The sequence below is a fragment of the Streptomyces kebangsaanensis genome (genome assembly GCF_001906585.1).
Taxonomy (GTDB): domain Bacteria; phylum Actinomycetota; class Actinomycetes; order Streptomycetales; family Streptomycetaceae; genus Streptomyces; species Streptomyces kebangsaanensis.
In genome coordinates this window covers 18,954-23,729 of record NZ_JUJA01000148.1, presented here as the reverse complement: position 1 = coordinate 23,729, position 4,776 = coordinate 18,954, and the positions used below count along the sequence as shown (strand labels likewise).

The following is a 4,776-nucleotide window of genomic DNA, read 5'->3' as shown; positions in this document are numbered from 1 at the left end:
GGCCCGCCGTCACGGCAGCCCGTCGCCGTCCAGGGAGGGGAGCAGCGATCGCAGGCCGCTCGGGATGTCGTCCGGCAGGCTGCTCGGGAAGCCCGAGGGCAGTGAGCTGGGGAGGCCGGACGGCAGGAAGCTCGGCAGCCGGCTCGGCGGTTCGGTGGGCAGGCTCGGGATGGGGCGGGGAGAGGGGCTCGTGCTCGGGCTGCTGTCCGCGGGCGGTCCGCCGTCCCGTGAGCCGCTTCCCGAGAAGGCCAGCACCAGTACCACGGCGACCGCACCGGCGGCCACGAGCACGGTGAGGAGGACGAAGAGCGGGTTCCTGCGCCTGGGTGGCGCGGGCGGACGAGGCGGTACGGGGGGAATGGCCATACCGCCCATCGTCGCCGGGCACCGGACAACACGCGGTCCGCGCGCGGCAGTCGGTACGGACCCATGGCATGGACCGCACGGTTCCGCGGCATTCCGCACGGAGACCGGGCATCAGCGGTTCCCACAGGCACCGCCCGGAACGGGCACGCGCGCGCCCGCGCCCGGGGCACGCACACGCGCGCGTGCCCCGGACCGGATGTCCGCGGTGTCAGCCGCGTGCCCCCAGCAGGTGGTCCATCGCCAGCTGGTCGAGCCGCTCGAAGGCCATCCCGCGCGCGGCTGCCGCCTCCACGTCGAACTCCTCGAAGGCCGAGCGGTCCGCGAGCAGTTCCTGCAGGCCGTCCGCCGCCGTGGGCTGCGCCAGCTGGTCCAGCCGGGAGGCGCGCAGGGCCTCCTGGACCTCCGGGTCGGCGCGGAAGGCGGACGAACGCTCCTTGAGGATGAGGTAGTTGCGCATGCAGCCGGCGGCCGACGCCCACACGCCGTCCAGGTCCTCGGTCCGCGGCGGCTTGAAGTCGAAGTGGCGCGGTCCGTCGTAGCCGGCGCTCTCCAGCAGGTCGACGAGCCAGAAGGCGGCGCGCAGGTCACCGGCGCCGAAGCGAAGGTCCTGGTCGTACTTGATGCCGGACTGGCCGTTGAGGTCGATGTGGAAGAGCTTGCCCGCCCACAGGGCCTGGGCGATGCCGTGCGGGAAGTTGAGCCCGGCCATCTGCTCGTGGCCGACCTCGGGGTTCACGCCGTACAGCTCCGGACGCTCCAGGCGCTCGATGAACGCGAGCGCGTGGCCGACGGTGGGCAGCAGGATGTCGCCGCGCGGCTCGTTCGGCTTGGGCTCAATGGCGAAGCGGAGGTCGTAGCCCTGGGAGGTGACGTACTCGCCGAGGAGGTCGAAGGCCTCCTTCATGCGGTCGAGTGCGGCGCGCACGTCCTTGGCGGCGCCGGACTCGGCGCCCTCGCGGCCGCCCCAGGCCACGTACGTCTTCGCGCCCAGCTCGGCCGCAAGGTCGATGTTGCGGATCGTCTTGCGCAGCGCGTAGCGGCGCACGTCGCGGTCGTTGGCGGTGAACGCGCCGTCCTTGAAGACGGGGTGGGTGAAGAGGTTGGTGGTGGCCATCGGCACGGTCATGCCGGTCGCGTCGAGCGCCTGCCGGAAACGCTTGATGTGCGACTCGCGCTCGGTGTCGGAGGACCCGAAGGGGATCAGGTCGTCGTCGTGGAAGGTCACTCCGTGGGCGCCGAGTCCGGCCAGGCGCTGCACCGTCTCGACCGGGTCGAGGGCGCGGCGGGTGGCGTCGCCGAAGGGGTCCCGTCCCTGCCAGCCGACGGTCCACAGGCCGAAGGTGAACCTGTCCTCGGGGGTGGGCTGGTAGCTCATGCCGCGGCTCCTTGCTCGCTTGCGACTATTTCGTCATGGCGGTTTACAAATTAGTATGCCTGTGTCTCCCTGGGAAGGCACAGGAAGGCCCGGGCCGAAAAGAAGGAGAGGGCGATGTCAGCAGCCGAGGGTCCGCTCGTCGTCGGTGTGGACTCGTCCACGCAGTCCACCAAGGTGCTTGTCGTCGACGCGGCCACCGGGCGGGTCGTGGCGAGTGGCCAGGCGCCGCACACCGTCTCCTCCGGGACCGGCCGCGAGAGCGACCCGCGCCAGTGGTGGGACGCCCTGTGCGCGGCCCTGCGCCAGTGCGGGGAGGCGGCGCACGAGGCCGCCGCCGTGTCGGTCGCCGGCCAGCAGCACGGACTGGTCGCCCTGGATGCCCAGGGCGACCCGGTACGGCCGGCCCTGCTGTGGAACGACGTGCGCTCGGCCCCGCAGGCCCGCCGCCTCGTCGAGCAGCTGGGTGGTCCGAAGACCTGGGCGGAGCGGACCGGCAGCGTGCCCGGCGCCTCCTTCACCGTCACCAAGTGGACCTGGCTGGCCGAGCACGAACCGGAGGCGGTCCGGTCGACGGCGGCGGTGCGCCTGCCCCACGACTACCTCACCGAACGCCTGACCGGCCTGGGCACGACCGACCGGGGGGACGCCTCGGGCACGGGCTGGTGGGCGTCCACGACCGAGGCGTACGACGATGAGGTCCTCACCCACGTGGGGCTCGATCCGGCGCTGCTGCCCCGTGTGGTGCGGCCCGGAGAGGTGGCCGGGACCGTGCGTGACAGCCACGACCTGCCGTTCTCCAAGGGCACCCTGGTCGCTCCCGGTACCGGCGACAACGCGGCGGCCGCGCTCGGCCTCGGACTGCGGCCCGGGACACCGGTACTGAGCCTCGGCACCTCCGGCACGGTGTACGCGGTGTCCCGGCACCGCCCGGCCGACCCGTCCGGAACGGTGGCGGGTTTCGCCGACGCGCGCGGCGACTGGCTGCCACTGGCCTGCACCCTCAACTGCACGCTCGCCGTCGACCGCGTGGCCGCCCTGCTGGGCCTGGACCGCGAGGCCGTCGAACCCGGCACCACCGTCACCCTGCTCCCCTACCTCGACGGCGAACGCACCCCGAACCTGCCGAACGCCTCCGGCCTGCTCCACGGGCTGCGCCACGACACCACGCCCGGACAACTGCTGCAGGCCGCCTATGACGGCGCCGTACACGCCCTGCTGGGCGCGCTGGACCTGGTCCTCGACCAGGACGCCGACCGCACCACCCCCCTGCTGCTGATCGGCGGCGGCGCCCGGGGCACGGCCTGGCAACAGACCGTACGGCGGCTGTCGGGGCGGCCCGTCCAGATCCCCGAGGCCAAGGAGCTGGTCGCGCTGGGCGCCGCGGCTCAGGCGGCGGGGCTGCTGACCGGCGAGGACCCGGCCGCCGTCGCCCGCCGCTGGAAGACGGCCGACGGTCCCGTGCTGGAGCCGGTGGAACGGGACGAGGCGACCCTGACCAGGATCTCCGGGGTACTCTCCGATGCGGCTTCACTGCTGGAGCGGGGCGCCCGGGCCGACTGACGGACCTACTGGCGGACCGCCTGCCGGCGGCCACCGCCCGCACCGCACCGACGACGGACACCGACCCAGGACGACGAAGGCATGACCGCACCGCTGCACCAGGCCCGCCCGGCCGGTCCCGGGCGCGCGCTGCCCGACAACACCCAGCAGGGCATGCGCCGCCGCAACCTCGCCCGGGTCATGCACACCGTCAGCGCCGAGGGACCGCTGTCACGGGCGGCGGTCGCCTCGCGCATCGGACTGACCCGTGCCGCGGTGTCGACCCTCGTCGACGAGCTCATCCGGACCGGGCTGCTTCAGGAGCTGGGTCCCGAGCGGCCCGGCCGGGTGGGCCGCCCCGGCTCGGCCCTCGCCGTCAGCGGGCGCGGTCCCGCCGGGATCGGTGCGGAGGTCGGTGTCGACCACCTCGCGGCCTGCGTGGTCGACCTGCGCGGGCAGGTACGGGCACGGGCGGTGCGCCATGGAACGAACCGGGGCCGCTCCCCCGAACCGGTGACGAAGGACCTCGCCGCGCTGATACGTCGCGTCGTCGCCGAGGCGGAGCGGCAGGACCTGTGGGCGGCGGGACTGTCGGTGGCCGTGCCCGGCCTGGTCTCACGGGACGGCCGTACGGTCGTGCGGGCGCCCAACCTCGGCTGGCACGACACCGACCTCGGTGCTCTGCTGCCGGGCGACCTCCCCCTGGCCGTGGACAACGAGGCCAACTTCGGCGGGCTCGCGGAACTCTGGCTCGGCGAGGAGACGCCGCGTGACTTCCTGCACGTGTCGGCGGAGATCGGCATCGGTGCCGCGGTGGTCGTCGACGGACGTCTGCTGCGCGGAACGCGCGGCTTCGCGGGCGAGTTGGGACATGTGCCCGTCGCCCCGGAGGGGCCCGCCTGCCCGTGCGGAGGGCGCGGCTGCCTGGAGCAGTACGCCGGAGAGGAAGCCGTGCTGCGGGCAGCCGGTCTGGAACCGGGCGAGGACCGGGTCGGGCTGCTCGCCACCCGCGCCGCCGCGGGCGACGAGAAGGTACGGCGGGCCCTGCGCGACGCCGGCACGGCGCTGGGCGTCGCGCTGACCGGGGCCGTCAATCTGCTCGACCCCGGCAGTGTCGTGCTGGGCGGTGCGCTGTCCGGGCTCGCGCCCTGGCTCCTGCCTTCCCTGGAGGCCGAGTTGGCGAGCCGGAGCGCGGGGCGTGCCTGCCCCGTGTCCGTCTCCCGGCTGGGTCCCGAGGGCCCCCTGCTGGGTGCCGCGCACGCGGTGGTGCGAGGTGTCCTGGACGACCCCGCGGCGGTGGACGAACGCGCCTGACTCCAGGCCCGTTTCACCCGTTCGAGTGGGCGAGTTTTCCACAATTCCCCGGCCGTCCACCGATTCCCGTCGCACTCTTCTGCCCAACCCGCGATCCCCGTACCGTGATTCACGCGAGGCGCCGCCGTCGTACCGGTCGGCGGCAAGTGCTTCCGGTGGACGAGGGACGCGCATGCCACAGG

4 protein-coding genes are annotated in these 4,776 nt (G+C 73.8%); 2 read left to right on the top strand and 2 right to left on the bottom strand.

From position 1 onward, the window contains the following. Positions 1 to 9: 9 nt before the first annotated feature. Both RH94_RS23925 and xylA read right to left on the bottom strand, forming a co-directional pair. A complete protein-coding gene (locus RH94_RS23925) occupies positions 10 to 366 on the bottom strand; it encodes a hypothetical protein (RefSeq protein ID WP_073949820.1) in 357 nt (118 codons plus the stop codon). 208 nt (positions 367 to 574) lie between these two features. After that, positions 575 to 1,741: a xylose isomerase gene (gene xylA / locus RH94_RS23920; RefSeq protein WP_073949819.1), complete on the bottom strand. Its 1,167-nt coding sequence runs from the start codon at positions 1,739 to 1,741 to the stop codon at positions 575 to 577. Positions 1,742 to 1,855: 114 nt separating this feature from the next. Here xylA and xylB point away from each other — a divergent pair, with 114 nt between their 5' ends. Next, complete coding sequence (gene xylB, locus RH94_RS23915) at positions 1,856 to 3,301, top strand: xylulokinase (protein WP_073949817.1); 1,446 nt, start codon at positions 1,856 to 1,858, stop codon at positions 3,299 to 3,301. A gap of 81 nt (positions 3,302 to 3,382) precedes the next feature. After that, positions 3,383 to 4,594, top strand: coding sequence for an ROK family transcriptional regulator (locus tag RH94_RS23910; RefSeq protein WP_073949815.1), 1,212 nt, complete (start codon positions 3,383 to 3,385; stop codon positions 4,592 to 4,594). The last annotated feature ends 182 nt before the right edge of the window (positions 4,595 to 4,776 follow it).

Excerpts from the sequence above, each read along its gene's own strand:
- RH94_RS23910 (WP_073949815.1), top strand. The coding sequence starts at position 3,383 with ATGACCGCACCGCTGCACCAGGCCCGCCCGGCCGGTCCCGGGCGCGCG.
- RH94_RS23925 (WP_073949820.1), bottom strand. The coding sequence starts at position 366 with ATGGCCATTCCCCCCGTACCGCCTCGTCCGCCCGCGCCACCCAGGCGC.
- xylA (WP_073949819.1), bottom strand. The coding sequence starts at position 1,741 with ATGAGCTACCAGCCCACCCCCGAGGACAGGTTCACCTTCGGCCTGTGG.
- xylB (WP_073949817.1), top strand. The coding sequence starts at position 1,856 with ATGTCAGCAGCCGAGGGTCCGCTCGTCGTCGGTGTGGACTCGTCCACG.